At 69.9% G+C, this 25,735-nt stretch carries 25 protein-coding genes; 16 read left to right on the top strand and 9 right to left on the bottom strand.

Annotation, left to right across the window (positions count from 1 at the left end):
• Positions 1 to 86 precede the first annotated feature (86 nt).
• On the bottom strand, positions 87 to 932 hold the full coding sequence (locus tag KV097_RS03945) for an ABC transporter permease (RefSeq protein ID WP_220365124.1): 846 nt from the start codon (positions 930 to 932) through the stop codon (positions 87 to 89).
• Complete coding sequence (locus tag KV097_RS03940; protein WP_220341694.1) at positions 929 to 1,915, bottom strand: ATP-binding cassette domain-containing protein; 987 nt, start codon at positions 1,913 to 1,915, stop codon at positions 929 to 931. The genes KV097_RS03945 and KV097_RS03940 overlap by 4 nt, the downstream gene beginning before the upstream one ends.
• 157 nt (positions 1,916 to 2,072) lie before the next feature.
• On the opposite strand from KV097_RS03940, the gene pafA reads away from it, so the two are divergent.
• From pafA to KV097_RS03905, 7 genes are all read left to right on the top strand, one after another.
• On the top strand, positions 2,073 to 3,434 hold the full coding sequence (gene pafA / locus KV097_RS03935; RefSeq protein WP_220341695.1) for a Pup--protein ligase: 1,362 nt from the start codon (positions 2,073 to 2,075) through the stop codon (positions 3,432 to 3,434).
• Between the two features lie 91 nt (positions 3,435 to 3,525).
• Entirely contained in the window at positions 3,526 to 4,479 is a 954-nt protein-coding gene (locus tag KV097_RS03930) for an FKBP-type peptidyl-prolyl cis-trans isomerase (protein ID WP_220341696.1), read from the top strand.
• A 45-nt stretch (positions 4,480 to 4,524) separates the two neighbouring features.
• Complete coding sequence (locus KV097_RS03925; protein WP_255559073.1) at positions 4,525 to 5,526, top strand: YafY family protein; 1,002 nt, start codon at positions 4,525 to 4,527, stop codon at positions 5,524 to 5,526.
• Positions 5,523 to 6,503, top strand: coding sequence for a YafY family protein (locus KV097_RS03920; RefSeq protein ID WP_220365123.1), 981 nt, complete (start codon positions 5,523 to 5,525; stop codon positions 6,501 to 6,503). The genes KV097_RS03925 and KV097_RS03920 overlap by 4 nt, the downstream gene beginning before the upstream one ends.
• A gap of 124 nt (positions 6,504 to 6,627) precedes the next feature.
• Positions 6,628 to 6,912: a Sec-independent protein translocase subunit TatA gene (gene tatA, locus KV097_RS03915; protein ID WP_220345105.1), complete on the top strand. Its 285-nt coding sequence runs from the start codon at positions 6,628 to 6,630 to the stop codon at positions 6,910 to 6,912.
• 65 nt (positions 6,913 to 6,977) lie between these two features.
• A complete protein-coding gene (tatC, locus tag KV097_RS03910; RefSeq protein ID WP_220342502.1) occupies positions 6,978 to 7,835 on the top strand; it encodes a twin-arginine translocase subunit TatC in 858 nt (285 codons plus the stop codon).
• A 9-nt stretch (positions 7,836 to 7,844) separates the two neighbouring features.
• Positions 7,845 to 10,592: an RNA helicase gene (locus KV097_RS03905; RefSeq protein WP_220365122.1), complete on the top strand. Its 2,748-nt coding sequence runs from the start codon at positions 7,845 to 7,847 to the stop codon at positions 10,590 to 10,592.
• A 73-nt stretch (positions 10,593 to 10,665) separates the two neighbouring features.
• On the opposite strand, the gene KV097_RS03900 is transcribed toward KV097_RS03905, so the two are convergent.
• On the bottom strand, positions 10,666 to 10,968 hold the full coding sequence (locus KV097_RS03900) for a thiamine-binding protein (protein ID WP_220341701.1): 303 nt from the start codon (positions 10,966 to 10,968) through the stop codon (positions 10,666 to 10,668).
• An 89-nt stretch (positions 10,969 to 11,057) separates the two neighbouring features.
• Between KV097_RS03900 and KV097_RS03895 the strand changes: the two genes are divergently transcribed.
• From KV097_RS03895 to KV097_RS03860, 8 genes are all read left to right on the top strand, one after another.
• Positions 11,058 to 11,984, top strand: a complete 927-nt coding sequence (locus KV097_RS03895) for a 5'-3' exonuclease (RefSeq protein ID WP_220341702.1) — start codon at positions 11,058 to 11,060, stop codon at positions 11,982 to 11,984.
• 34 nt (positions 11,985 to 12,018) lie between these two features.
• Positions 12,019 to 13,125: a Xaa-Pro peptidase family protein gene (locus tag KV097_RS03890; RefSeq protein WP_220345108.1), complete on the top strand. Its 1,107-nt coding sequence runs from the start codon at positions 12,019 to 12,021 to the stop codon at positions 13,123 to 13,125.
• Between the two features lie 70 nt (positions 13,126 to 13,195).
• Entirely contained in the window at positions 13,196 to 13,636 is a 441-nt protein-coding gene (locus KV097_RS03885; RefSeq protein WP_220341704.1) for an Lrp/AsnC family transcriptional regulator, read from the top strand.
• A gap of 7 nt (positions 13,637 to 13,643) precedes the next feature.
• On the top strand, positions 13,644 to 14,243 hold the full coding sequence (locus KV097_RS03880; RefSeq protein ID WP_220341705.1) for a GNAT family N-acetyltransferase: 600 nt from the start codon (positions 13,644 to 13,646) through the stop codon (positions 14,241 to 14,243).
• On the top strand, positions 14,243 to 15,781 hold the full coding sequence (locus tag KV097_RS03875; protein WP_220365121.1) for an amidohydrolase: 1,539 nt from the start codon (positions 14,243 to 14,245) through the stop codon (positions 15,779 to 15,781). The genes KV097_RS03880 and KV097_RS03875 overlap by 1 nt, the downstream gene beginning before the upstream one ends.
• A gap of 219 nt (positions 15,782 to 16,000) precedes the next feature.
• Positions 16,001 to 17,533 (top strand): apolipoprotein N-acyltransferase, encoded by a 1,533-nt coding sequence (gene lnt / locus KV097_RS03870; protein ID WP_220365120.1) that lies wholly within the window; start codon positions 16,001 to 16,003, stop codon positions 17,531 to 17,533.
• The gene (locus tag KV097_RS03865) at positions 17,530 to 18,264 is read left to right on the top strand and encodes a polyprenol monophosphomannose synthase (RefSeq protein ID WP_308289327.1); all 735 of its coding nucleotides are present in this window, start codon (positions 17,530 to 17,532) and stop codon (positions 18,262 to 18,264) included. Before lnt ends, KV097_RS03865 begins: the two co-directional genes overlap by 4 nt.
• 43 nt (positions 18,265 to 18,307) lie before the next feature.
• On the top strand, positions 18,308 to 18,850 hold the full coding sequence (locus tag KV097_RS03860; protein WP_220341708.1) for an FxsA family protein: 543 nt from the start codon (positions 18,308 to 18,310) through the stop codon (positions 18,848 to 18,850).
• Positions 18,851 to 18,949: 99 nt separating this feature from the next.
• Here the strand turns inward: KV097_RS03860 and KV097_RS03855 are convergent, their stop codons facing one another.
• The 4 genes from KV097_RS03855 to KV097_RS03840 form a co-directional block, all read right to left on the bottom strand.
• Positions 18,950 to 19,351 carry an RNA polymerase-binding protein RbpA gene (locus KV097_RS03855; RefSeq protein WP_220341709.1) on the bottom strand — a complete coding sequence of 134 codons (402 nt, stop codon included), beginning with the start codon at positions 19,349 to 19,351 and terminating at the stop codon, positions 18,950 to 18,952.
• A gap of 126 nt (positions 19,352 to 19,477) precedes the next feature.
• Positions 19,478 to 20,869, bottom strand: a complete 1,392-nt coding sequence (locus tag KV097_RS03850; protein WP_220341710.1) for an MFS transporter — start codon at positions 20,867 to 20,869, stop codon at positions 19,478 to 19,480.
• On the bottom strand, positions 20,866 to 21,657 hold the full coding sequence (locus tag KV097_RS03845; protein WP_301022444.1) for a glycerophosphodiester phosphodiesterase: 792 nt from the start codon (positions 21,655 to 21,657) through the stop codon (positions 20,866 to 20,868). Before KV097_RS03845 ends, KV097_RS03850 begins: the two co-directional genes overlap by 4 nt.
• A gap of 101 nt (positions 21,658 to 21,758) precedes the next feature.
• A complete protein-coding gene (locus KV097_RS03840; protein WP_220345111.1) occupies positions 21,759 to 23,288 on the bottom strand; it encodes a UDP-N-acetylglucosamine 1-carboxyvinyltransferase in 1,530 nt (509 codons plus the stop codon).
• A 128-nt stretch (positions 23,289 to 23,416) separates the two neighbouring features.
• Here KV097_RS03840 and add point away from each other — a divergent pair, with 128 nt between their 5' ends.
• Complete coding sequence (gene add / locus KV097_RS03835) at positions 23,417 to 24,478, top strand: adenosine deaminase (protein WP_308289326.1); 1,062 nt, start codon at positions 23,417 to 23,419, stop codon at positions 24,476 to 24,478.
• Positions 24,479 to 24,522: 44 nt separating this feature from the next.
• On the opposite strand, the gene KV097_RS03830 is transcribed toward add, so the two are convergent.
• Entirely contained in the window at positions 24,523 to 25,170 is a 648-nt protein-coding gene (locus tag KV097_RS03830; protein WP_220345112.1) for an MBL fold metallo-hydrolase, read from the bottom strand.
• Between the two features lie 27 nt (positions 25,171 to 25,197).
• On the bottom strand, positions 25,198 to 25,689 hold the full coding sequence (locus tag KV097_RS03825) for a methyltransferase domain-containing protein (RefSeq protein ID WP_220341713.1): 492 nt from the start codon (positions 25,687 to 25,689) through the stop codon (positions 25,198 to 25,200).
• Positions 25,690 to 25,735: the final 46 nt, after the last annotated feature.

Below are 25,735 nucleotides of genomic sequence, written 5' to 3'. Positions count from 1 at the left end.
CCGGCCGCGCCGGCCCCGGGGCCGCCCCCCCCCCCCTTGGCCGCCGGGGGCGGGGGGGGCCCCCCCGCCCGACGACAGCTGCGAGGTCAGCGGCGGCGGCCGTACGCCCGCATCGTGAGCGGCGCGAAGATCAGGACGATCACGGCAGCCGCGGCGAAGGTCCACATCACCTCGTCGCCGACCGCGTCGCCCGACATCAGTCCGCGCACGGCGTAGACGGCGTGCGAGATCGGATTGACCTCGACGAACGCCTGCAGCCAGTTGGGCATCGTCGACGGATCGACGAACACGGGACTCAGGAACGCCAGCGGGAACAGCACCATCATGCTGATCCCCATCACCGACTGCGGGCTGCGGGCCAGGAGCCCGACCCACGTCCAGATCCAGCTGAACGCGAAGCAGAACACCATCAGCACCGCGATGCCGGCGACGACGCCGATCGCTCCGCCGCCGGGGCGGTAGCCCAGGATCAGCCCGAGCGCGACGACGAACAACGACGCGAGCGTGTAGCGGACGGCGTCGCCGAGGAGTGCTCCGACCAGGGCTGAGGGGCGCCAGATCGGCAGGGTCCGGATCCGGTCGAAGACGCCCTTCTCGATGTCGGTGTTGATCGCGACGCCGGTGTACATCGTGATCATCACGACCGTCTGGACCAGGATGCCCGGCAGCAGGAACTGGAGATAGGTGCTGGTCGAGCCCGCGATCGCCCCGCCGAACAGATAGGTGAACATCAGGACGGAGATGATCGGGAACAGCGTCACGTCGAACAGCTGCTCCGGCACGTGCTTGATGCGCAGGATCGCCCGCCAGCCGAACGCCAGCGACGTCGTCACCGCGCCGGCCCGCGGAGGGCGGGGCCCGGAGGCGAGAACGGCGTCGAGCTTGGCGGGCACGATCTGGGAGTCGGTGGTGCCCGCCGTCGTGGTCGTCATGCCATCGCTCCTTCGGTGTCTGCGTCCGAGGGCGCCGTCTCCTCGGCCGGATGGCCGGTGAGGGCGAGGAACACCTCGTCGAGGGTCGGCTGCCCGTAGCTGAAGCCGGCAAGCTCGACGCCGTCGGCGGCGAGGGTGGCGAGCGCGGCGGGGACCTTGGTGCGGTCGTCCACCCGGCCGGTGACATCGGCGGCGTCGGCTCCTGGGACGACCTCGTCGCCGAGGGCGCGCGTGAGCACGTCGATCGCCCGCGGCCGGTCGGCGGGATCGTGGAGGTGGACGTGGAGCGCCCCGGAGCCGACCTCGGACTTGAGCTGGCTGCTGGTGCCCTCCGCGATGACCTTGCCGGTGTCGATCACGGCGATACGCCCGGCGAGCTGGTCGGCCTCGTCGAGGTATTGCGTGGTCAGCAGCACGGTCGTACCGCGTGCCGTCAGCGACCGGACGATGTCCCACACCTGGATCCGGCTGCGGGGGTCGAGCCCGGTCGTCGGCTCGTCGAGGAAGAGGATCTGCGGGGTGACCACGATGCTCGCGGCGATGTCGAGCCGGCGTCGCATGCCGCCGGAGTAGCGCTTGACCTGGCGGTTGGCGGCGTCGGTCAGCCCGAAGGCCTCCAGGAGGTCGTCGCACCGGCTCCGTGCCTGCGCCCGGGAGAACCCGAGGATGCGGCCGAGGAGCTGAAGGTTCTCGCGGCCGGTGAGGTCCTCGTCGACCGACGAGTACTGGCCGGTCAGGCTCACCACGCTGCGTACGGCGTCGGCTTCTGAGACCACGTCGTGGCCCAGCACGCGTGCCGACCCGCCGTCAGGACGCAGGAGAGTCGCGAGGATCTGGATCGTCGTGGTCTTGCCGGCTCCGTTGGGTCCCAGGAAGCCGTAGACGCCGCCCTCGGGCACACGGAGGTTGATGCCGTCCACCGCCGGTTTGTCCCCGTACGTCTTCACGAGCTCATGCGTCTCGATCGCGATTCCGCTGGCCATGTCTCCCACCTCGTGTCGTTGCGCACGCCAACGTGTTCCTCTTAGGAACACCACTCCAGCGTCCCACACGCCGCCGACGGAACTCGACCGGAATTTGCCCGGCGAGGCCGCCGCGAAGCACAGAGTGCGCCGACCGTTTCCGGCATAGGGTGGAGGCGTGGAGCGACGGATCTTCGGCATCGAGAACGAGTACGGCGTCACGTGCACGTTCCGCGGACAACGACGCCTGTCGCCCGACGAGGTGGCCCGCTATCTCTTCCGCCGGGTCGTCTCCTGGGGCCGCAGCAGCAATGTGTTCCTGCGCAACGGAGCGCGCCTCTACCTCGACGTCGGCAGCCACCCGGAGTACGCGACGCCGGAGTGCGACGACATCGTCGAGCTCGTCACCCACGACAAGGCGGGGGAGCGGGTGCTCGAGGGCCTCCTCCTCGACGCCCAGACGCGGTTGCGCGAGGACGGGATCCTCGGCGACATCTATCTCTTCAAGAACAACACCGACTCGGCCGGCAACTCCTACGGGTGTCACGAGAACTACCTCGTCTCGCGCGACGGCGAGTTCAGCCGGATCGCGGACATCCTGATCCCGTTCCTCGTCTCGCGACAGATCATCTGCGGGGCCGGCAAGGTCCAGCAGACGCCACGAGGGGCGATGTTCTCGGTGTCGCAGCGCGCGGAGCACATCTGGGAGGGCGTGTCGTCGGCGACCACGCGGTCGCGACCGATCATCAACACCCGCGACGAGCCGCACGCCGACGCCGAGCGCTATCGCCGGCTCCACGTGATCGTCGGCGACTCCAACATGAGCGAGACCACCATGCTGCTCAAGGTGGCGACGACCCACCTCGTGCTGCGCATGATCGAGGCGGGCATCCCGATGCGCGACCTGACGCTCGACAACCCCATCCGCGCGATCCGCGAGATCTCCCACGACATGACGGGTCGGCGCAAGGTCTCGCTGGCCAACGGGCGCGAGCTGTCGGCGTTGGAGATCCAGGCGGAATACCTCGGCAAGGCTCGCGCGTTCGTCGACCGGCACGACCCGGACGACCCGGTGGCCGCGCGGGCGCTCGAGCTCTGGGAGCGGACCCTCAAGGCGGTGGAGTCCGAGGACCTCTCGCTCGTCGAGCGCGAGATCGACTGGGTCATCAAGTACCGCCTGCTCGACCGCTACCGCGAGAAGAACGACCTGACCTGGAGCCACCCGCGCATCGCTCAGATGGACCTGGCCTACCACGACATCCTGCGCGACCGGGGTCTCTACTACCTGCTCGAACGCCAGGGCGCGGTCGCCCGGGTCACCGACGACCTGTCGATCTTCGAGGCGAAGTCCAAGCCGCCGCAGTCGACGCGCGCCCGGCTGCGCGGGGAGTTCATCAAGCGCGCGCAGGAACGCCGGCGTGACTTCACGGTGGACTGGGTGCACCTCAAGCTCAACGACCAGGCCCAGCGGACCGTGCTCTGCAAGGATCCGTTCCGATCCCACGACGAGCGCGTCCAGAAGCTCATCGACGGGATGTGACCAGCGTTCTCAGGCTCCCTCATCTAATTTTGAGGTTCGTCGGCTACCGTTGTCGACGTTGTCCCGCTCCCCAGTGAAAGGTCGCCGCCGCGTGCGCCGCCTAGCAGCCGTTCTCATCGCTCCCGTACTCGTCCTCACAGCCGCCTGTGGCGGGGGAGGTGACGACGACGCGGACGCCGGTTCTCTCGACGCGGTCAAGGTCACCGGCAAGGTCGGTGAGGCCCCGAAGATCGAGAACGCCAAGGGCGTGAAGGTCGACAAGGTCACCACCCGGGTCATCACCGAGGGAGACGGGGCGAAGGTCGCCGACGGCGACGAGGTCGTCATGAAGTACGTGCTCGTGCAGGCCAAGGACGGCAAGGAGGCCAGCAACACGTTCAAGGGCGACGCCACAGGGGCGACCCCGATGAGCAAGGAGCAGGACAAGATCATCTCTCCCGCCGTGATCGGCAAGCCGTTCGGCACGCGCGTCCTGGTCGGTGTGACCGGCGAAGACCTCGGCGCCGAGAAGGGCACCGAGCAGGGGGACGAGACGCTCCTGGTCGTCGCCGACGTCCTCTCCAAGTGGGAGGCGCCCAAGCCCAACGGGTCCATCGCCGACGTGAAGGTCACGGGCGCCTGGGGCAAGCAGCCCACCGTGACCCTCGCGAAGAAGCCGCTCGTCGTGGCCAAGACCGAGTCCAAGGTCGTCATCCCGGCCAAGAGCAAGAAGGCCGCGACCGTCAAGGAGAACGACACCGTCACCGTCCGCTACCTCGGCGTCAACGGGCGCGACGGCAAGACCTTCGACAGCTCGTACAAGCGCGGCGACACGGTCGACTTCCAGCTGGCACCGGGGCAGATGATCCCGGGCTTCATCACCGGCCTCGTCGGCCAGAAGTACGGCAGCCGCGTGCTGGTCACCATGCCGTACACCGACGGCTACGGCTCTACGGGCAACCCTCAGGGCGGGATCAGCGGTGGTGACTCGCTCATCTTCGTGGTCGACCTCGTCAAGAAGGGCAAGCCGGCGCCTGCGACCCCGGCCCCGGCCCCGGCGCCGTAACCTCGCCGCGGCGCTCCACCGCGTCGGGTCGGACGATGTAGTTTGTTGGCTGACCTGCTGGTCCGACCCGACGAGGAGCACCTGGTGGCACCACGCACGACCGAGCGGCTGATGAATCTCCTCATCGCCCTCCTGGTGACACCGACCTATCTCCCGAAGTCCCGCATCCGCGAGGTCATCGAGCCCTACCGGGGGCAGTCCGACACCGCGTTCGACCGCATGTTCGAGCGCGACAAGGATTCCCTGCGGACGATCGGGATCACGATCGAGGTCGGCGAGACCGAGTCGTACCACGGGGTCGAGCCCGGCTACCGGATCCGGCGTGAGGAGTTCGAGCTCCCGCCGATCGACCTCGAGCCGTCGGAGGCCGCGGTGCTCGGCGTCGCGGCCCGGGTCTGGCAGAGTGCACGCCTCGGCGAGGCGACGGCGGTGGCGCTGCGCAAGCTCCTTGCCGCCGGTGTGCCCGTCGATCCTGAGGCTCTCTCGGGCGTCGAGCCCCGGCTTGCAGCGAGCGAGCCGGCCTTCGAGCCGATCTGGGAGGCAGTCGTCAGCCGTACGCCCGTGACGTTCCTCTACGAGCGGGCCGACGGTGCGCAGGCTCAGCGGGTCGTCGAGCCGTGGCGGCTCGTCTCCTGGCACGGCCGCTGGTACCTCGTCGGCTACGACCGCGAGCGCGCCGACCAGCGTCTCTTCCGGCTCAGCCGGGTGGTGGGCGACGTCCGAGCCGCGGGCTCTCCCCGTGAGTTCGACGTCCCCGACGACGCCGACGTCCGGGAGATCGCCGCATCGCTGTTCCCCGCGCCACCGACCGCCGACGCGGTGGTCCGGGTCCGCAAGGGTCGCGGTCTCGGCCTGCGTCGCCGGGCCACGGCCCAGGAGCCCACCGAGGACGGATGGGACCAGATCGAGCTGCCGTACGGCTCGGTGGGTGAGCTGGCGACCGAGATCGCCTCGTACGGCGCTGACGCGGTGGCCGTCTCGCCGCCTGAGCTGCGCGCCGAGGTGCGGACCCGACTCGCCCGCGTCCTGGAGGTGGCACACCTGTGAGCCCGTCGGCGAAGCAGATCGAGCGCATGCTCGCGCTCGTCCCGTACCTGCGCACCAACGACGGCGTGCCGGTGGCGGAGGTGGCCGAGGTCTTCGGAGTGCCTCGGGCGCAGATCGTCAAGGACCTCAACGTCTTGTGGTTCTGCGGCCTCCCCGAGGCGGTGACCGGCGAGATGATCGACATCGACATGGACGCCCTCGAGGTCGACGGCGTCGTCTATCTCGACAACGCCGACTTCCTCGGGCGTCCGCTGCGGCTCAACGGCTACGAGGCCGCGTCGCTCATCACCGCTCTGCGCGCCCTGCGCGAGACCGCCGGTGGCCAGGACCAGCCCGCGATCGAGTCCGCACTGGCCAAGCTGCTCGCTGCCACCGGCGACTCCGAGCACGGCGTGGACGCCGCGGAGGTCCTGGTCGACGACGCGCAGTCCGCCGCCCACGAGCGCGTTGCCGACGCGCTGGCGCGAGGCCGCCGGATCCACCTCGTCTATCGCGTGGAGTCGCGCGACGAGCTCACCGAGCGCGACGTCGACCCGCTGCGTCTGATCACCGCCGAGGGCAGGCTCTATCTGGAGGGGTGGTGCCACCGCGCCGACGGCGTCCGGCTGTTCCGACTCGACCGGGTCGAAGGCATCGAGGTCCTCGACACCGCTGTCGCCGAGCACGAGGGCGTCGAACGCCGGGACTACACGACCCACCTGTTCGAGCCTCACGAAGGGGACGCGGAGGCGATCGTCGCGCTCCACCCCAACGCGCTGTGGGTCCGCGACTACGTCGATCACGCCGAGATCGGGACGGACGACCACGGGTGGCTGCTGATCAAGGTGGTCACCGGCGACGAGGCGTGGCTCAAGCGGTTCGTCCTGCGGTCGGCGGGCAACGTGCGGGTCGTCGAGCCGCGACGCCTCGCGGAGCAGGTCATCGCGGAGACCACCGCCTCCCTGGCGGAGTACGACCGGTCGACCGACCATTCCTGAGCGCTTCGTTTCGCGGGCCCCAGATGCGTGTGAGGGGAGACGAGTCCTTCCTCGGCGGCGTACGATGCCAGTGAAGGCGCAACGGAGCGCCCTGCGCACCGACGCACGGAATCGTGAGGTCCTTATGTTCAAGCAGATCGGCCCGATGGAGATCGTCCTCATCCTGGCCGTCCTGGTCCTGCTGTTCGGCGCCAAGAAGCTCCCGGAGCTTGCTCGGGGATCCGGGCGCGCGCTGCGGATCTTCAAGTCCGAGACCAAGGGCCTGATGGACGACGACGACGACAAGCCCGTCGTCGAGAAGCCCGTGGTGGAGAAGCCTGTCGTGGAGAGGACTGCCGCGCTGCCGTCCGACGTGGTGCAGCCGACTCGCCCGGCGACCACGTACGACAAGCGTCCTGAGACGCCCTGATCTGACCCGTGGCGCTCATCTCGAGGGGCAAGCGGTCCGAACCGGCCGCTGCCCCCGACGGCACGATGCCTTTGGCAGAGCACCTGCGTGAGCTGCGTGACCGTCTCCTCAGGGCCGTCCTGGCGATCGTCGCAGGCACGGTCGTCGCGGCGTTCTTCTACGACCAGCTGCTCGACTTCCTGACCGTCCCGTACTTCGAGGCCGTCGAGACGCTGGAGGAGAACGGCCGCGACATCAACGAGGCCCTGACGTTCTCGGGGATCGCGGACCCGTTCACCTTCGCGCTCAAGATCTCGCTCGTCGCAGGGCTCGTCGTCTCCAGCCCGGTCTGGCTCTACCAGATCTGGGCGTTCATCGTGCCCGCCCTGCACCGCAACGAGCGGCGCTGGACGATCCTCTTCTGTGCGATCGCCGGTCCGCTGTTCATCATCGGATTCGTCACCGGATACCTGGTGCTGCCCAAGGGCATCGAGCTCCTCATGGGCTTCACGCCCGACTTCGCCTCCAACTTCAATGCGCTCCCGGACTATCTCAGCTTCGTGCTGCGCATCCTGCTGGTGTTCTCGGTGGCGTTCGAGATCCCGCTGTTCGTCGTGCTCCTCAACGGCATGGGAGCGGTGTCCGGCCGTCAGCTGGCCGGGGCCCGCTCCTGGATCATCGTGGCGACGTTCGTCTTCGCCGCGATCGCGACCCCGTCGACAGACCCGCTGACGATGGTGGTCCTTGCGCTGCCGATGACGGTGCTCTTCCTGATCGCGGAGGGGATCGCGCACCTCACCGACCGCCGGAGGGCCAAGCGTGCCGTCGCGGAGGGCCTCGCCGTCTCCGACGACGAGATGTCCGACATCACCGTCGAGCACCGCCTCGAGGACGAGCGCCCGAGCGACCTCGACGCTCCCGACGATCCGAGGAGCGCCCCGTAGGCTGGAGGTATGACCTCACCGGCGGAGCGATATGCCCAGTTCCGGGCTGCGCAGGCCAAACCTCTCCTTGCTGAGTTCGCCAGTCTGTACGCGTTCGATCTGGATCCGTTCCAGGTCGAGGCCTGCGAAGCGTTGGAGAACGGCCACGGAGTCCTCGTCGCCGCTCCGACCGGGTCCGGCAAGACCATCGTGGGTGAGTTCGCGGTCCATCTCGCGCTGGCCACGGGCCGCAAGTGCTTCTACACGACGCCCATCAAGGCGCTGTCGAACCAGAAGTTCCACGACCTGGTCGAGCGCTACGGTGCCGACCGGGTAGGGCTGCTGACCGGCGACAACACGATCAACGGCGAGGCGCCGATCGTCATCATGACGACCGAGGTGCTGCGCAACATGCTCTACGCCGGCTCCCGGACGCTGGAGGGTCTCGGCTACGTGGTCATGGACGAGGTGCACTACCTCGCCGACCGCTTCCGCGGTGCGGTCTGGGAGGAGGTCATCATCCACCTCCCGGAGTCCGTGCAGGTCGCGTCGCTGTCGGCGACGGTCTCCAACGCCGAGGAGTTCGGTGACTGGCTCAGCGAGGTGCGCGGCGACACCGTGACCGTGGTCTCCGAGCGTCGCCCGGTCCCGCTCTATCAGCACGTCCTCGTCGGCCGGCGCTTGTACGACCTGTTCGAGGGTGACCCTGCCGAGGGTGCGCAGGTCAACACCGAGCTCGAACGGATCGCCCGCGACGAGTGGCGGATGCGTCAGGTCGGACGCGCCGGTGGCGGGCCGGGGAAGCGTGGCAAGCGAGGCCAGTCGTACGGCGCCCACCGCCACCGCTCCCGCAACTACACGCCGAACAGGGTCGACGTCCTCGACCGCCTGGACGCGGCGGGGCTGCTCCCGGCGATCACCTTCATCTTCAGCCGCGCCGGGTGCCAGGCCGCCGTCGAACAGTGCCTGTCGACGAACCTGCGGCTCACCTCACCGGCCGAGGAGCGCGAGATCCGCGCCTACGTCGAGTCCGCGACGGACAACCTCCCGCCGGCCGACCTGGAGGTCCTGGGCTACGCCGACTTCGTCGAAGGGCTCGCCCGCGGCATCGCCGCCCACCACGCGGGCATGCTGCCGACCTTCAAGGAGGTCGTCGAGCACCTCTTCAGCCAGGGCCTCGTCAAGGCGGTTTTCGCCACCGAGACGCTGGCGCTGGGCATCAACATGCCCGCCCGTTCGGTCGTCATCGAGCGCATGACGAAGTGGAACGGCGAGACGCACGCCGAGATCACGCCGGGGGAGTACACGCAGCTCACGGGTCGCGCCGGACGTCGAGGCATCGACGTCGAGGGGCACGGGGTCGTGCTCTGGCAGCCGGGTCTGGATCCCAAGCACGTCGCGGGCCTCGCGTCGACGCGCACCTATCCGCTCCGGTCGTCCTTCCACCCGTCGTACAACATGGCCGTCAACCTGGTCCACCAGGTCGGTCGTGCGACCGCGCGGCAGATGCTCGAGCAGTCGTTCGCGCAGTTCCAGGCCGACCGACAGGTGGTCGGGCTCGCGCGCCAGGTCCACAAGGCGGAGGAGGCACTCGCGGGGTACGCCGAGGCGGCGACCTGCTCCAGGGGTGACTTCATGGAGTATGCCGCGCTGCGCCGCCGCATCAAGGACCTCGAGCAGAACGCGTCCCGCAAGCGACGCTCCGAGCACGCCGACGATGTCGCCGCCTCGCTGGCACGGCTCCGCCCCGGCGACGTGATCGCGGTGCCCGCCGGGCGGTGGGCAGGCTGGGCCGTGATCCTCGACCCCGGCACCCAGGACCGCAGCGCTCCCCGTCCGTTCGTGCTCACCGACGACCGGCACGCGCGCCGGCTCGGGCTGGTCGACTTCCCGTCGCCCATCACCCCCGTCCGTAGGATGCAGGTCCCGCGGACCTTCAACGCCCGCAACCCGCAGCAGCGACGCGATCTCGCGTCGACGTTGCGGCAGAAGACGCGCGACCTCGATCTGCCGAGTGCTCGCCGGAGCAAGGGCGCCCCGGTGCACGATCCCGAGATCGACGAGCTCCGCGACACGCTCAAGCATCACCCGTGCCACCAGTGCCCCGACCGCGAGGACCATGCCCGCTGGGCCGAGCGGTGGTTCCGCCTGGAGCGCGACACCGCCAACCAGCGCCGGCGGATCGAGCAGCGGACGAACACCGTCGCTCGGCAGTTCGACCGGGTGTGCGAGGTCCTGGACGAGCTCGGCTACCTCGACGGCGACACCGTGACCCCGGACGGCCGGCGCCTGCAGCGTCTCTACTCCGAGCTCGACCTGCTCGCAGGGGAGTGCTTGCGGCGCGGCACGTGGGACGACCTGGATCCTGCCGAGCTCGCCGCGGTGCTCAGCGGGCTCACGTACGAGTCACGCAACCCCGAGGGGGACGGCCCGCCACGGTTCCCGCGCGGGACCGCGGCGATCGTCGCCGACGAGATGGCGCGCACCTGGGCCGAGCTGGAGCAGGTGGAGCGCACGCACCGGCTGTCGTTCCTGCGGCGTCCCGACTTCGGTTTCGCCTGGACGGCCTGGCAGTGGGCGTCGGGCTACGACCTCGACGTCGTCCTGGAGTCCAACGACGTGGCCGCCGGCGACTTCGTCCGCGCGATCAAGCAGCTCCTCGACGTCATCGAGCAGGTTGCCGCGGCGGCCACCGACGACGCGCTGCGCAAGAAGGCGCGGGCAGCCGCAGACCTGCTGCGCCGCGGCGTGATCGCCTACTCCTCCGTCTCCGAGTAGCCCCGCGGGTCACTCTCGGGCGCTCGCGGGTCACTCCTGGACCGCTCGCGGGTCACTCTCGGGGGCTCGCGGGTCACTCCTCGCCGAGAAGCTCGTCGATCCGCTGGACCTTCTCGGAGAGCTGTCCCGTACGTCCCGGACGGATGTCGGCCTTGAGCACCAGCGACACCCGTGGCGAGACGTCGGCCACGGCCTCGACGGCACGCCTGACGACGTCCATCACCTCGTCCCACTCGCCCTCGATGTTGGTGAACATGGCGTTGGTCTCGTGAGGCAGGCCGCTCGCGCGGACGACGGCGACGGCCCGTGCAACGGCTTCCCCCACGCCGCCGGCGTCGTCGGCGGTCGCCGGGCTGATGCTGAACGCTGCGATCATCGCCTCAGCGTACGAGAAGGCCCGCCACCTGGCGCTGTCTGTCGTACGTCGTGAGGCGATCCGTCGCCGCCGCCCGCTACGGTGCGGGTATGTCCCAGCAGAAGCTGCTCCTGCTCGACTCGGCCTCCCTCTACTTCCGGGCGTTCTTCGGGATGCCCGACACCCTCAGGTCGCCCGACGGCACGCCCGTCAACGCCGTACGAGGGATGCTCGACTTCGTCGCGACGTTGGTCGACTCGCTCGAGCCGGATGCGATGGCCGCGTGCTGGGACAACGACTGGCGGCCGGCGTGGCGCGTCGAGCTCATCCCGTCCTACAAGGGACACCGGGTCGAGGAGGCCCAGGCGTCGGCCCCCGACGTGGAGGAGACGCCCGACCTCCTCGACGTCCAGGTGCCGGTGATCGCCCGAGCCCTCCAGATCCTCGGCATCCCCGTCGTCGGTGCCGACGGCTACGAGGCCGACGATGTCATCGGCACCCTCGCGACCACCTGGGACGGCCCCGTCGACGTGGTGACGGGTGACCGCGACCTGTTCCAGCTCGTCGACGACGCCCGTGGCGTGCGCGTCCTCTACCCGGCCAAGGGGATGAGCAAGCTGGAGTCGGTCGACGCAGCGTGGATCCGCCACCGGTACGGCATCGAGCCGGCCCAGTACGCCGACTTCGCGGTGCTGCGCGGCGACCCGTCCGACGGTCTGCCCGGTGTGGCCGGGATCGGCGAGAAGACGGCCGCGACCCTCCTCGCCGCCCATGGTGACCTGGCGGGCATCGTGGAGGCTGCCGCGGACCGGCACGTCCAGATGGCCCCGCGGGCTCGTAAGAACCTCCTGGCGGCCGCGGACTATCTCGCGGTCGCGCCTCGAGTCGTCGAGGTGGTCCGTGACCTGCCGCTCGATGTCGACCTGACGCTCCGGCCCGTGACGACCGAGCAGATCCGCGAGATGGCGGAGCTGGCGGAGGCCTGGGGTCTCGGCCGTCCGGCCGAGCGGGCCGTAGCTGCCCTGACGGCGCCCTGAGGGCCCGCGGGGCGCCGCCGGTAGTCTCGAGGGCATGACCACCGACATCTCTCGCCGGCTCGACGCTGCCCGGGCGGCAGCGAAAGACTCCGGAATCGACGCTCTTCTGGTCACGCCCGGTGCCGACCTGCGCTACCTCACGGGGTTCGCCGCGATGCCGCTCGAGCGTCTGACCTGCCTGGTGCTGCCGACCGAGGGCGACCCGGTCCTGGTCCTTCCGCGTCTCGAGGTGGCGATGGCGGTCGAGGCCGGTGTCGAGGAGCACGGCATCGCCCTGGTGGGCTGGGAGGAGACCGACGACCCGTACGCCGCCGCCCACGCAGCAGCGAAGGGTGCCCGACGTGTCGCCGTGGACGACCACATGTGGGCCGAGCGTGTCTTTGCGTTCGGCCTCGCCTTCGGTGACGCCGACCAGGTCCTCGCCGGCGGCGTGCTGCGGCCGCTCCGGACGCGCAAGACGCCCGACGAGATCGAGGCCCTCCGCGAAGCCGGCGCCGCGATCGACCGGGTCCACACGCGCATGGGGGAGTGGCTTCGACCCGGCCGCACGGAGCGGGAGGTGGGCCGGGACATCGCCGAGGCCATCCTGGCCGAGGGCCACGAGAGCGTCGAGTTCGTGATCGTCGGTTCCGGACCCAACGGGGCCTCGCCCCACGCCGAGGTCTCTGACCGCGTCATCGAGCGCGGCGACCCCGTCGTCGTCGACATCGGCGGAGTGATGCCGTCCGGCTACTGCTCCGACTCGACCCGCACCTACGTCGCCGGGGGCTCGGCACCGGCGGACTTCCTCGCCTACTACGAGGTTCTCCGCCGAGCTCAGGACGCGCAGTGCGCGTACGCCCGCCCCGGCGTCTCGGCGCAGTCGGTGGATGCGGTCGGCCGCGACGTGATCGCGGAGTCGGGCTACGGCGAGGCCTTCCTCCACCGCACCGGCCACGGGATCGGGCTCGAGACCCACGAGGAGCCCTACATCGTCTCCGGCAACAAGCTCGCACTCGAGCCGGGGATGGCGTTCTCGATCGAGCCCGGGATCTATCTCGAGGGTCGTCACGGTGCCCGTATCGAGGACATCGTCGTGACCACCGACGACGGCCTCGAGCGTCTCAACCTCACCACCCGCGACCTCGTCGTGCTCGACTGACGTGAGAGACGACGTCTCTGACACCGGTCAGATCGTCGCCTCCCGGGCCGCGGTCGATATCCTGTCGCACGTGGAGGATACCGACGCGCAAATCGTCCGGCTACTGTCTGCTGACGGCCGGATGTCTTTCACCGACCTCGGACGGGCCACCGGCCTGTCCACCAGTGCTGTCCACCAACGTGTCAAGCGGCTCGAGGCGCGAGGAGTGGTGCGTGGCTACCAGGCCCAGCTCGACCCGGCGGCGGTCGGCCTGGGCCTCAGCGCCTTCATCTCCATCCGTCCCATCGACCCGAGCCAGCCTGACGACTCCCCAGAGCGGCTGCGGCACCTCGACGCCATCGAGGCGTGCTACTCGGTCGCGGGGGAGGAGAGCTATGTGCTCAAGGTCAGGGTGCCGAGCACCGTGGCCCTGGAAGGGCTGCTCGCCGAGATCCGGGCGGCGGCGAACGTCTCGACCAGGAGCACCATCGTCTTGTCCACCTACTACGAGAACCGCCCGATCGGAGGCTGACCCTAGTATGGCCGACCTGGCCACCTTCACCGTACGACGTGTCACCGACCCAGAGCCTGAGCTGCTGGACTCGCTGCACGCTTTGATCACCGAGCTGGTGGAGGAGGGTGCCGCGCTCGGATGGCTGGAGCCACCGAGCCGGTCCGACGTCGGCGACCTTCTCGGCGACCTGGTGCAGGAGAGCGACCTCGACGACGCCTGCCTCGCTGTCGCCGAGGACGCCGAGGGCGGTGTCGTCGGGTTTGCGTACTGGTCACGCCGGATGGGCGAGACCGAGCAGCCGCACGCGGACATCGGCCGCGTCGCTGTCTCGTCCCGTGCGCGGGGGGCCGGCCTCGGCCGACGCCTGGTCGGCGAGCTCATCGACTACGCCCGCAAGTCGGGCATCGAGATCCTCACCCTGGACGTACGCGGCAACAACCACGCGGCGATGGCGCTGTACGAGCGCCTCGGATTCCAGGAGTACGGCAGGATCCCCGACTTCGTCGCCATCGGCGACCAGCGGTGGGACAACGTCTACTTCTGGCTGGACCTTCGCACCGACGAGCACGACCTCACGCTCCACGGCGACACACCGACCGGGCCCGGGGCCTCCGAGGTGCGTTGATGGGTGGCGGCCGGACTCTGTACCGCGGGGTCAGTCTCCTGGACCGCCGCCGTCCTGCCGCGCTGGCTGTCGAGGGCGAGACGATCGCCTGGATCGGTGACGACCACGACGCCGCGTCGTGGGTCGACGGTGCGACCGAGGTCCGAGCGCTCGACGGGACGTTGCTGACGCCCGGATTCGTCGACGCCCACGTCCATCTGGCGATGACCGGTCACGCGCTGCGAGGTCTGGACCTCGCAGGAGCGCGCTCGCGGGTCGAGGCGCTCGAACGCCTGGGCGTCCACACGTCCCGCTCTGGCGACGTCGTCGTGCACGGTCAGGGGTGGGACGACACGTCCTGGCCCGACGGCACGCTCACCGGTCCCGACCTCGACCGCGCCGCCGGTGGGCGTCCCGTCTACCTGGGACGCGTCGACGGGCACTCGGGCGTCGTCTCGGCCTCCCTGGTCAGCAGGGTCCACGGCCTGCGAGAGGCTGACGGCTGGAGCGCCGGCGGACGGGTCGAGCGAGACGCCCACCACCTCGTACGCCAGCATCTGGCGACGCTGTCCGATCCCTCCCACCGTGCGGCGACGATCGGTACGGCCCTGCGTGCGGCGGCCGCAGCCGGCATCGTCTCGGTCCACGAGAACGCCGCCCCGCACATCTCGCCGCTGGAGGACGTGAACGTGGTGCGTGCGCTGGCCGCGTCCGAGGTCCTGCCGCACGTGGTGACCTACTGGGGTTCGCGCGACGCCTATGCGGACGCGCGCGCGTACGACGTGGCGGGCCTGGCGGGAGACCTCAACATCGACGGCTCCCTGGGCTCGCACACCGCTGCGCTGCACGAGCCGTACGACGACCGTCCGTCCACCATCGGCCACCAGTACCTCGAGGCGGACGAGGTTGCCGAGCACGTCGTCGGGTGCACGCGCGCCGGCCTCCAGGCGGGCTTCCACGTCATCGGCGATCGAGCGTCGGCCACCCTGGTCGAGGGTCTGCGTCGCGCACGGGACGTCCTCGGGACCGATACGTTGCGCGCCGCGCGTCACCGTGTCGAGCATCTCGAGATGCCGTCGGGGGCCGACCTCGAGCTGCTCGCCCAGCTCGGTGTCACCGCCAGCGTCCAGCCGGCGTTCGACGCCGCGTGGGGCGGGTCGGACGGGATGTATGCCGCTCGTCTCGGCAAGGACCGTTCGCACGGGATGAACCCGCTGGCGGCGATGGCCGCGATCGGCGTCCCGCTCGCCTTCGGCTCCGACGCCCCCGTGACCCCGCTAGCGCCGTGGCACGCCATCGCGGCGGCGACGAGGCCGCAGGCGGGCGGGCAGGCGCTGTCGCTCGCACAGGCGGTGCATGCGCACACCGTCGGCGGATGGCGGGCCGCCCGCATCGACGGCACCGGCCGGCTCGAGCCGGGGGCGGCGGCACATCTCGCGTTCTGGGAGGTCCCGACGGGAGCGCAGGCGGCCGAGGCGGCCGTCGCCGGCGAGGCGCGGTGCGTCCGCACGGTGGTGTCGGGACGCACCGCGTACGAGATGGCCTCGAGCGTCGCCTGAGTGTTGACACGAGCGGTCAGGGAGGGCACTGTCGTACCTGATCGCCTCTCGGATGCTGGCGGTATCACGGGGAGAGGCTTCACGCCAGAGGCACCTGGCGCCCACTAGACAACAGCTTCTGCTGGTCCGAAGGGCGCCGGGCCTCTGGCGGATCACTTTCTCGCACGGTCACCTCCCTCTCGCCGCTCCGTCGGTGGCACCTCCCGGTAGCGTTGACCTGTGCCTCGTGCTCTCTCCTTCGCCGACCGGACCTGGTTCCGGCGCACCGCCCTTGCTGTGGCGGCCGGCCTGGTCGTGTCGTGCGGCTTCGCGCCGGTCTCGCAGCCATGGTCCGTGTGGCCAGGCCTGATCCTGCTGGTGGTCGCCCTTCGTGGCGCGAGCGTCGGCGTGGGGGCGTGGTTGGGCTGGGCGTTCGGGACGTCGTTCCTCCTCGTCCTGCTGTCCTGGGTGCTGGTCTTCGAGATCCCCGGGGCGTACGTCGCCCTCGCCGCCTTCGAAGGCCTCTTCTACGGCGCGTTCGGTGCCGCCTTCGCGGCACTGGCGCGCCTGCGAGCCTGGCCGGTGCTCGGCGCGCTGGCGTGGATGGCGGCGGAGATGCTGCGGAGCCTGTTTCCCTTCGGTGGTTTCCCGTGGGGGAGGCTGGCGTTTGCCGCGGTGGACACGCCGCTGGCGCCGATCGCGCGCTGGCTGGGGGTCTCGGCACTGTCGGGAGCGGTGTTCCTGACGGCGGCGCTGGCCGTGTGGGCGTTCTCGTGCTGGCGCGCCGAGTCGGGACGCGTGCGTCGGCTGGCTCTGGGCGCGGTGTCCGTCGGCGCTGTCTTCGCGGTCGGTGCCGTGCTTCCCGTCGGGATCGCCGGGGACGGTCGTTCGATGCAGGTGGCGATCGTGCAGGGTGACGTTCCCGGGACCGGCGCGTCCTGGTACGGCGAGCAGCGCCAGGTCCTCGAGAACCACGTCCGCGTGACGTCGGCGTACGCGGCTCAGGTGCGCAGTGGCGCTCTCCCTCCGCCCGACCTCGTCCTGTGGCCGGAGAACGCCTCCGACATCGACCCGACGACGGACCGGGCGGCGGGCGAGGCGATCACCCGTGCGGCGCGTGACGTCGGCGCCCCGATCCTGGTGGGTGCCATCCTCGATGGACCCCGAGAAGATACGGCGTACAACGCCGGCCTCGTGTGGGACCCGGTGACCGGGCCCGGCGACCGCTACATCAAGCAGCACCTCGTCCCCTGGGGCGAGTACGTGCCGTTTCGGGGGTTCTCCGAGTGGCTGGTGCCGCTCCTCGCGGAGGAGATCCCACGCGACATCCTCCCCGGTGACGAGTCCGGCTCCCTCCCGATCGGCGACAGCGTCGTCGGCACGATGATGTGCTTCGACGTGGTCTTCGACGGGCTGGCCCGCAGCGCGGTGCTCGGCGGGGCGGAGCTGCTCGTGGTGCAGACCAACAACGCGACCTTCACGGGAACCTCCCAGCCCGAGCAGCAGTGGCAGATCTCGCGGCTGCGCGCGATCGAGTCGGGGCGGTACGTCGCCGTGCCGTCGACCAACGGGATCTCCGGTCTCATCCGTCCAGACGGTACGGTTCAGGCGACGGCGCCGCAGGAGGAGCCGGGCTATCTCGCCGAGGAGATCCAGGCCGCCACGGCGGTCACGACCGGCACGCGGCTCGGCATCTGGATAGAGGCGGCCGCGTCGCTCACGGTCGCCCTCGTGCTGCTGAGCGGAATCCGAAGGAAGGTACGTCGACGGTGAAGTCCCTGGTAGTGATCCCCACCTACAACGAGGTGGAGAACGTCGAGTCGATCGTGGGGCGGGTCCGTGGCGCGCAGCCCGACGCGGACGTGCTCGTCGTCGATGACGGCTCGCCTGACGGGACCGGTGATCTCGCCGACCAGTTGGCCGCCGCGGACCCCTCGGTCCAGGTCATGCACCGCACCACCAAGGACGGTCTCGGCGCGGCCTACCTCGCAGGGTTCGCGTGGGGCCTCGAGCGTGGGTACGACGTCCTCGTCGAGATGGACGCCGACGGCTCCCACCAGCCGGAGGAGCTCTATCGTCTCCTCGACGCGATCGACGCCGGTGCCGATCTCGTCCTGGGCTCGCGTTGGGTCGACGGGGGTTCGGTGGTCAACTGGCCCAAGCAGCGCGAGGTGCTCTCACGCGGCGGCAATCTCTATGCGCGCGTGGCGCTCGGTCTGCCGCTGCGTGACGCCACGGGGGGATACCGGGCGTTCCGAGGCGCGGTCCTCAAGGACCTGCTGGCTGACGAGATCGCGTCGCAGGGCTACTGCTTCCAGGTCGACCTGGCCCGGCGCTCGGTCCGTGCCGGGTACGACGTCCGCGAGGTCCCGATCACGTTCGTCGAGCGCGTGGCGGGGGAGTCAAAGATGGACGGCGGGATCGTCCGTGAGGCGCTCTGGCGCGTGACGGGCTGGGGACTGCACGACCGCACCCGTTGGCTGCGCCGCGTACGCTCGTCGTAAGGCACCGAGAGTTCTGAGCGTCCCGGGGCGAGAGGGGAAGTCGATGCGTCGAGGTATCGCAGCCGCGTTCTTGCTGCTGCCCGTGGCGGAGATCGCCGTCGCGGTGGGAGTGAGCCGGCTGATCGGCGTCGGCCCCACGCTGCTCGTGCTCCTCGCCCTCACCGTCGTGGGGGTGCTCGTCCTGCGCGAGGCCGGGCGTCGTGGCTGGCAGGCGATGCGTCAGGCCGCCCGTGAGGGTGCGGTGCCGACCGGTGGGGACGGGCGAGCGCTGACCGTGCTCTCCGGCATCCTCCTCGCCGTACCCGGATTCCTCACCGCTCTCGCCGGGCTCCTCTTGATGCTGCCGCCGGTCCGTCGGCTCGTGCGCAGCCGGACACGACGATGGGTCGAGAGCCAGGGCGCCTGGGTGGTCGTGGACCGCTTCGGCCGCCCAACGAGCCGAGGTGGCCGCACCGGTCCCGCGGACGCGTCGAGCACGGTGGTCCAGGGCGAGGTCATCGAGGACGACGACCTGCCGGGCAGCCGAGCGCGACCCGCTCCGGCGCCGAACACACCGCAGCGGACCTTCCCACCGCCGACCCCGTAAACGCCGGCAGGCCCGGGCACAGACAAAAGCCTGGGCCGCACCATGGGGGGAGACGGTGCGACCCAGGCGATCCGGGGGATCAGGTCGGGAGCTTGTCGGTCAGGCCGTACGCTTGCGAGCCTTGGCCTTGGCCTTGGACTTCGCCGGGCGGTGCAGGTGCGCCGGGCCGATCTCGCCGGCGCGCAGAAGCTCCAGGCGCTCGGTCAGGATCTCCTCGAGCTCGGGGATCGAACGCCGCTCGAGCAGCATGTCCCAGTGCGTACGCGGGGCCTTGACGTCCTTGTGCTCGGGCTCGGTGCCGTCGACGAGGCGACCGATCTTTCCGGTGCGCGGGTCCTCCCACTCGGCGGGGATCTCCGCGTCGTCGGCCATCGTGATCGTGAATGTCTTACCGTCAGGGAGGACGTACTCGACGTCCTGCCGCGGCGCCATCTCGACGCCACGCTCGTCCTCGAAGCTCTGGGTTCCGAGGCGCGCCCCCCGGAGTGCGCGTTCAGCCATTAATGCCCTCCCGACAATGAATCACAACATGGTGGTACGAGACGTGTCCGTTTCCGTACACGCTGTCCAACGTATCGGGGGCTCGTGAGATTCCCCTGAGAGCGAATCGTGTCCTAGGCCACGCCGTCAGACCACGGCGGGGACAGTGTTGCCGGCCTCGCGGATCGCACGTCGGGGGTCGAGCCGCGTCAGGAGTACGAATCCGACCAGGAAGAACACGATCAGCGCGAAGATCGCCGGACGGTACGACCCCGTCAGCTGGTGGACGAGGCCGAAAACCAGCGTACCGAGCCAGCTCGTCCCTCGCTCGGCGGCCTGGTAGAGGCTGAAGTACTCGGCCTCGCGTCCCTTGGGGATCATCTGGGAGTACAAGGAGCGCGACAGCGCCTGCGTGCCGCCCAGCACGATGCCGATCCCCGTCGCCATCGCGAGGAAGGGCACGACCTGGCCTGCAGGCAGGACGTATCCGACGCAGACGATGACCATCCACACGACGAGTCCGCCCATGATCGTCCGGGTCGCTCCGACGCTGCGTGCCACGCGCCCGAAGAAGAGAGCGCCCGCGATCGCGACGAACTGGACGAGGAGGATCGTGGCGATCAAAACCTCCTGCGAGAAGCCGAGCTGCTTCTGCCCGTAGATGGAAGAGGAGTAGATGACGGTCTGGATGCCGTCGTTGTAGAAGAGGTAGGCGACGAGGAAGAGCAGCGTCTGTGGATATCTCCTGAGGTCCTTCAGGGTCGTCCACAGCTGCCCGAAGCTGCGTTGGACCAGTCCGGGTCGATGCTCGGGGTCGGCGGCGACGAGGTCGGCCGGCGGATGGTCGCGAAGCCCTCGGTACGCGACGATCGTGAACCCGCCCCACCAGATACCGGCCGAGAGCAGGCTGATGCGGACCGCCGTGTCGGTCCCGACGACGTCGCCCGCTCCCAGGACGAGGCCGAGGTTGAGCAGGAGCAGCACCCCTCCACCCAGATAGCCGACGGCCCAGCCGCGGGATGACACGTGATCGCGCTCGTCCGGCTCGGCGACGTCGATCAGGATCGCGTCGTAGACCGTCAACGAGGCAGCCATGCAGAGGTTCGCGACCATCAGCAGACCCGCGCCGAGCTGCCAGTTGCTGCCGGCGACAAGGAACATGCAGCAGGTCGCGAGGGCGCCGGCCCACGCGAGGCGAGCCATCAGGGTGCGCTTGGACTCGACGCGGTCGGCGACGGCTCCGACGATCGGCAGGACCACCGCGGAGAGCAGCGTCGCGAAGGTGACGACGTAGAACACCAGCGAGCCAGCCGACAGACCGAGTCCGAGAAGGTCGACCCGGCTTGTGCACGGGTCGTCGACGGTGCCGACCCGACCGCACGCGTCCCGCTCGGCGACCGAGGTGAGGTAGGGGCCGATGAGCACCGTCCCCACGCTGGTGATGTAGGCGGAGTTGGCCCAGTCGTACCAGTACCACGCACGCTGCTCCCGGCGTCGGGCCGCTGCCGGGGTCGGGCCGCTCGTCTGTGCCGTCGTCATCGTGCGTCTCCTCCGGTCCACTGCCCGCGGGCAGTCAGGACGTCCTTCAGGACGTCGATGCGGTCACTCATCAGCCCGTCGACCCCGAGGTCGAGGAGGTGGTTCATGTCGTCGGGGTCGTCGATCGTCCACACGTGGACCTCGAGGCCGAGATCGTGGGCGGTCTCGACGAACCGAGGTGTGACGATCGACAGCCACCCCTGCCGGGTCGGCACCTGCACGCACGACGCCCCCAGCCGGCGCAGCCACGGAAGCACCCGCCACGGACGGACCGACATGCGGGCGATCTCCGGGGGAGAGGCGGACGTGGCGAGGTACGGCGCGAGCGCACGGACCCGGGAGAGACGACGGTGCGAGAACGACGCGATGCACACGCGCTCGCCGGCCCTCGCGTCGTCGATCACCCGCAGGGTGGGCGCGACCGCTGCCATCTCCTTGACGTCGATGTTGACGTGCACGTCCGGAAAGGCGTCGAGGACTTCTCGGAGCAGCGGAACGGGCTCCCGTCCGCCGATCTGGGCGCGTTCGATCGTCGAGGCGGGGAGCCGGGCGAGCTCCCCACGGTGGTCGGTGGTGCGGTCGAGCGACGCGTCGTGGAACGCGAACACCACGCCGTCCGACGACACCCGCGCGTCCGTCTCGAGGTAGGTGTAACCCAGTCGTACGGCGTTCTCGAACGCCGCAAGAGAGTTCTCGATGCCGAGGTTCGGACCGTAGTGTGCGCCACCACGATGGGCGTACGCCAAGGGCTTCGGCGAGGCGAGGAAGGGCGGCACCGCGGCTGTCACCGCCCTAGTATGCAGCCCTCTGGCTCGTCTGTCGGTTCTTCGACGACATCATGGCTCCCGGTGGCCGGCTCGTCCCTCGCCGACCACCCTCGCCTCACTCCTCAGATGTCGCGGAACGTCTCGATCTCGGCCCCTAGCGCGTTCAGGCGAGTCGCGAGGTCCTCGTAGCCACGGTTGATCACGTAGACGCTGCGCAGCACCGACGTGCCCTTGGCCGCGAGCATCGCGATCAGGATGACGACCGCCGGCCGCAGCGCCGGCGGGCACACGAGCTCGGTGGCGCGCCACCGGGTCGGGCCCTCGATGAGCACGCGGTGCGGGTCGAGCAGCTTGACGTTGGCGCCGAGCTTGTTGAGCTCCGTCAGGTAGATCGCGCGGTTCTCGTAGACCCAGTCGTGCAGGAGCGTCGTGCCCGAGGCGGTCGCGGCGATGACTGCGAAGAACGGCAGGTTGTCGATGTTGAGGCCGGGGAACGGCATGGGGTGGATCTTGTCGATGGGGGCGTGCAGCACCGACGGGTACGTGGTGATGTCGACCAGCCGGGTGTGGCCGTTCTCCGCGAGGTACTCCTCGCTGCGGTCGTAGGCGAAGCCCATCTCCTCGAGCAGCGCGAGCTCGATCTCCATGAACTCGATCGGCACGCGGCGGACGGTGATCTTCGACTCGGTCACGATCGCGGCCGTGATCAGGCTCATGGCCTCGATCGGGTCCTCGCTCGGTGCGTACTCCACGTCCACGTCGATCCGCGGACGCCCGGTGACCCGGAGGGTCGTCGTGCCGATGCCCTCGATGACGACCCCGAGCCGTTCGAGGAAGAAGCACAGGTCCTGGACCATGTAGTTGGGGCTCGCGTTGCGGATCAGCGTCGTGCCGTCGTGGCGGGCCGCCGCGAGCAGGGCGTTCTCCGTGACGGTGTCGCCGCGCTCGGTGAGCACGATCGGACGGGTCGGCGACACCGACGGGTCGACGGTCGCCTGGTAGCTGCCTTCGGTCGCCTTCACCTCGAGGCCGAACGGACGCAGTGCCGTCATGTGCGGCTCCACCGTGCGGGTGCCGAGATCGCAGCCGCCGGCGTACGGCAGCTCGAACGACTGCTCGCGGTGCATCAGCGGGCCGAGGAACATGATGATGCTGCGCGTACGGCGTGCGGCCTCGGCGTCGATCGACGACAGGTCGAGGGATGCCGGCGGGATCAGCTCGAGGTCGCCCTCGTCGCCGATCCACGTCGTCTTGAACCCGATCGACTGCAGCACCTCGAGGAGCCGGTTGACCTCCTCGATGCGTGCGACCTTGCGCAGCGTCGTCCGGCCCTCGTTGAGCAGAGCGGCGCACAGAAGCGCGACGCCGGCGTTCTTGGAGGACTTGACGTCGATCACGCCGGAGAGCTTCGTCTCGCCCGCCACGCGCAGGTGGCTCGGACCGGACGTGCCCAAGGCCACGAACTCCGAGTCGAGGGCGGCGCCGACGCGGGCGAGCATCTCGAGGGAGAGGTTCTGCTGGCCCTGCTCGATGCGGTTCACCGCACTCTGGCTCGTCTTCAGGAGATTTGCGAGGTCCGCCTGGGTCATCCCGCGGTGCTTGCGCGCATCTCGGATGAGGTTCCCGATCCGAGTGAGGTAGTCGTCAGTCATGGGCTCCACCGTATCTCAGATATGAGATAATCGTCGAGGACACGAGGTGTGATACCTCGTACGGTCACGGCTGCCCGCGCCACGGCGAAGGCACCTCGACCCACCGTACGGGGTGGTTCAATGGCGCGGTGAGCAACCCCACCGCCGTGTCGCCGACTGGCAGCGGCCGTCCTGTGAACCCGTTCCTGCATGCTCTGCCGAAGGCTGAGCTGCACGTTCACCTGCTCGGAGCGGCATCTCCCGAGACCGTTCTCGGGCTCGCGCGCAGACACCCCCAGGTCGGCGTCCCTGTCGAGATCGAGGCACTCCGGGAGTTCTACCGCTTCCGCGACTTCGCCCACTTCATCGAGGTCTACGTCCAGACCAACCAGCTCGTCACCACCCCCGAGGACGTCGAGGACCTCGTCGCGGGAGTCGGGGCGGACATGGCGGCCCAGAACATCCGGTACGCCGAGCTGACCGTCACCCCGGACAGCCAGCTCCTCATGGGGATCGAACCCGACGCCCTGGCCCAGGCGCTGGTCGGCGGACGGGAGCGGGCTCGAGAGAGCGGCGTCGAGCTGGCGTGGATCTTCGACATCCCCGGCGAGCTCGGTGTGGTGTCGGGGGAGCGGACCATCGACTGGGTCGAGAAGTACGCGCCTTCGGGAACCGTCGGGTTCGGCCTGGGCGGCCCCGAGATCGGCGTCGCCCGCCCCCAGTTCGCCGAGGTCTTCGCGCGCGCCCGGGCGATCGGTCTCGGGAGCGTCCCGCACGCCGGCGAGACGACCGGAGCCGAGACCGTACGCGACGCGCTCGATGCGCTCGGAGCCGTCCGGATCGGACACGGGATCAGGGCGGTCGACGACCCGGCCCTCGTCGCAGAGCTGGCAGACCGCCGCATCCCTCTGGAGGTGGCGCCGACCTCGAACCTGCGGACGGGCGCGGTCGCCAGGATCCAGGAGCACCCTTTCGTCGCGTTGCACGAGGCGGGTGTCGTCGTCACGCTCAACAGCGACGACCCGGGCATGTTCGACACGACCCTCGAGCACGAGTACCAGCTCGCCCACGACGTCTTCGGCCTCAGTCTCGCCGACCTCGCCGACGTCGCCCGCACCGCGGTCGACGTCTCGTTCGCGCCGGACGCGCTGAAGCTCGCGCTCCGTGACGAGATCGACGCGGTCGTCGCCGAGGCGATGCTGGAGTCCTGACCGGCGGCCTCGTCCCGGCTCAGGCGGCGACGCCCGTGCTCATCTCACACCGTCGCCGTGCCGTCCGACCCGAGCAGCAGGGCCTCCTCTGCGCCGCCCATCTCGGCCACCCGGCCCCAGTAGATGGGATAGCCGAGGTCGGAGATGGTGCCGTCGTGGATCGGGAAGACGACCCGCGGCGCCACCGCCCGTACGAAGTCGACCGTCTCGCTCACCTTCGCCCACGGGGCGCTGAGCGGGACAGCCAGGACGTCGACCGCCCGAGGGACCGACTCGTAGGAGTCGCCGGGGTGGAACAGGCGCGTGTCCTCGGCTTCGACGAGGACGCCGACGTTGCCGATCCGGGGCATGTCCGGGTGAATCACGGCGTGCTCGAAGCCGATGCCCGTGAGGGTCAGCGACGGTCCCAGCTCGACGGTCACGTTGGCCGCGAGCGGCTGCCAGACGCCCAGACCGCCCAACGCGGCGACCGTCTGCGGCTCCGCGAGCAGCCTGGCGTCGGGGTTGGCGGCGAGCAGGCGCTCGATGCGGGCCGGATCGACGTGGTCTGGGTGCTGATGGGTGACGACGATCGCGTCCAGCCCGGTGAGGGAGAAGGCCTCGTCGCGGCTGAACGTGCCGGGGTCGATGAGGACCCGGTGCGGTCCAGACTCGACGAGGAGGGCGGAGTGGCCGAAGCGCGTGATGTCCATGGCCCTATCTAACCCCGCGCGCGCCGATCACCGTCGACGTGCGACGACCTCGAGGACGTGAGGAGCCACCCACCGCTCGCTCAGCGTCTCCCACCCTCGCAACCTCGACACGTTGCTCTCGCCGAGCCTCACAGCGACGAGGCCGTCCGGTCGCAGCGCAGCCTGGATGTGCGCCCAGAGCTGCTCGGAGCCCGATCTGAGCAGTGCGGAACGCACGTGCACCAGGTCGGCGTCGGGGAGACCGCTCAGCTGCGGCAGGCTCTCGGCGACCAGGGTGAGGCGGTCGAGCGCCTCGGTGCCGGCTCGCGCACGTACGGCGTCGCACGTGGCTGGGTCTTCGTCGATGCCGATGACGGTCCAGCCGAGCTCGAGGAGGGCGGTCGCCTCGGCGCCGGCGGCACATCCGACGACGACGGCCGTACGGCCTTTGCCGGGTCCGACGAGCGCGAGCGCGGTGGAGCACAGCGGTGGCACCGCCGTACGTCGCGGGCTGACGGTGGGGGGCCTCTCGTTTCGCACATGCCGATGCTGGCACGAGGGCGCGGCGCTGTCCCAAGGGGGGAGG

The sequence above is a fragment of the Mumia sp. zg.B17 genome, from assembly GCF_019550915.1.
Taxonomy (GTDB): domain Bacteria; phylum Actinomycetota; class Actinomycetes; order Propionibacteriales; family Nocardioidaceae; genus Mumia.
Note: the sequence above shows the minus strand (reverse complement) of the source record. Positions and strands in the feature narration are given on the sequence as shown.

Coding starts and splice junctions, on each gene's coding strand:
- KV097_RS03900 (WP_220341701.1), bottom strand. CDS start 10,968: ATGATCGCAGCGTTCAGCATCAGCCCGGCGACCGCCGACGACGCCGGC.
- KV097_RS03890 (WP_220345108.1), top strand. CDS start 12,019: ATGACCACCGACATCTCTCGCCGGCTCGACGCTGCCCGGGCGGCAGCG.
- KV097_RS03855 (WP_220341709.1), bottom strand. CDS start 19,351: ATGGCTGAACGCGCACTCCGGGGGGCGCGCCTCGGAACCCAGAGCTTC.
- KV097_RS03830 (WP_220345112.1), bottom strand. CDS start 25,170: ATGGACATCACGCGCTTCGGCCACTCCGCCCTCCTCGTCGAGTCTGGA.
- tatA (WP_220345105.1), top strand. CDS start 6,628: ATGTTCAAGCAGATCGGCCCGATGGAGATCGTCCTCATCCTGGCCGTC.
- KV097_RS03850 (WP_220341710.1), bottom strand. CDS start 20,869: ATGACGACGGCACAGACGAGCGGCCCGACCCCGGCAGCGGCCCGACGC.
- tatC (WP_220342502.1), top strand. CDS start 6,978: ATGCCTTTGGCAGAGCACCTGCGTGAGCTGCGTGACCGTCTCCTCAGG.
- KV097_RS03860 (WP_220341708.1), top strand. CDS start 18,308: ATGCGTCGAGGTATCGCAGCCGCGTTCTTGCTGCTGCCCGTGGCGGAG.
- KV097_RS03875 (WP_220365121.1), top strand. CDS start 14,243: ATGGGTGGCGGCCGGACTCTGTACCGCGGGGTCAGTCTCCTGGACCGC.
- KV097_RS03840 (WP_220345111.1), bottom strand. CDS start 23,288: ATGACTGACGACTACCTCACTCGGATCGGGAACCTCATCCGAGATGCG.
- KV097_RS03945 (WP_220365124.1), bottom strand. CDS start 932: ATGACGACCACGACGGCGGGCACCACCGACTCCCAGATCGTGCCCGCC.
- KV097_RS03905 (WP_220365122.1), top strand. CDS start 7,845: ATGACCTCACCGGCGGAGCGATATGCCCAGTTCCGGGCTGCGCAGGCC.
- KV097_RS03940 (WP_220341694.1), bottom strand. CDS start 1,915: ATGGCCAGCGGAATCGCGATCGAGACGCATGAGCTCGTGAAGACGTAC.
- KV097_RS03880 (WP_220341705.1), top strand. CDS start 13,644: ATGGCCGACCTGGCCACCTTCACCGTACGACGTGTCACCGACCCAGAG.
- KV097_RS03895 (WP_220341702.1), top strand. CDS start 11,058: ATGTCCCAGCAGAAGCTGCTCCTGCTCGACTCGGCCTCCCTCTACTTC.